1 pseudogene is annotated in these 650 nt (G+C 51.8%); it reads left to right on the top strand.

From position 1 onward, the window contains the following. Positions 1-128 precede the first annotated feature (128 nt). Positions 129-554 (top strand): annotated as a pseudogene (locus tag ACR3FF_RS27295) (aminotransferase class III-fold pyridoxal phosphate-dependent enzyme); the annotation flags it as partial. Between the last annotated feature and the right edge of the window lie 96 nt (positions 555-650).

Below are 650 nucleotides of genomic sequence, written 5' to 3' on the forward strand. Positions count from 1 at the left end.
TCTCCCGAACACGTGGTATCGAGAGGCGAGACAACCAGCTCCGTCACGCCAGACGCTTCTTGAGGAGGTGAATGCAGCACTGTATGCTGGTTTTACGTCTTAACCGAATACGAATGGTCCAAGAAGGGGCCTATATCGCACCAAGTTATACGACCGAAGCTCGTGCGAAACTCGAAAAGATACTCGCTGAGGTCACGCCAGGCGACCTTTCGAAGACGTTCTTTTCGACTAGCGGTACAGAAACTGTCGAAGCAGCAATCAAAATCGCTCGCTTCTACACAGGCAAACAGAAAATCCTCTCCCGATATCGCTCGTATCATGGCGCAACCTACGGTTCGATTAGCGTCACGGGCGACCCCCGTCGGCTTGCGGCTGAACCCGGGATTCCAGGCACAATTAAAGCACCTGACCCCTACGCGTACGGCTCGACTCTTGAGCCAATAGAGAGTCTCGAATACATCGATGAAATGCTCGAACTCGAAGGTGACACGGTTGCTGCTGTGCTCGTTGAGCCAATTGTCGGTTCAAATGGAATTTCGGTACTTCCCATCGAGTCAGTGGATAGTCACGACTGACGGGGTTAGATTCTCAGGAAGCGTCTGGATGGGTGATTATGAGATTTCTCTACCATCCAGACACTGTTCTTACGG

The organism is Haladaptatus ordinarius (genome assembly GCF_054177595.1).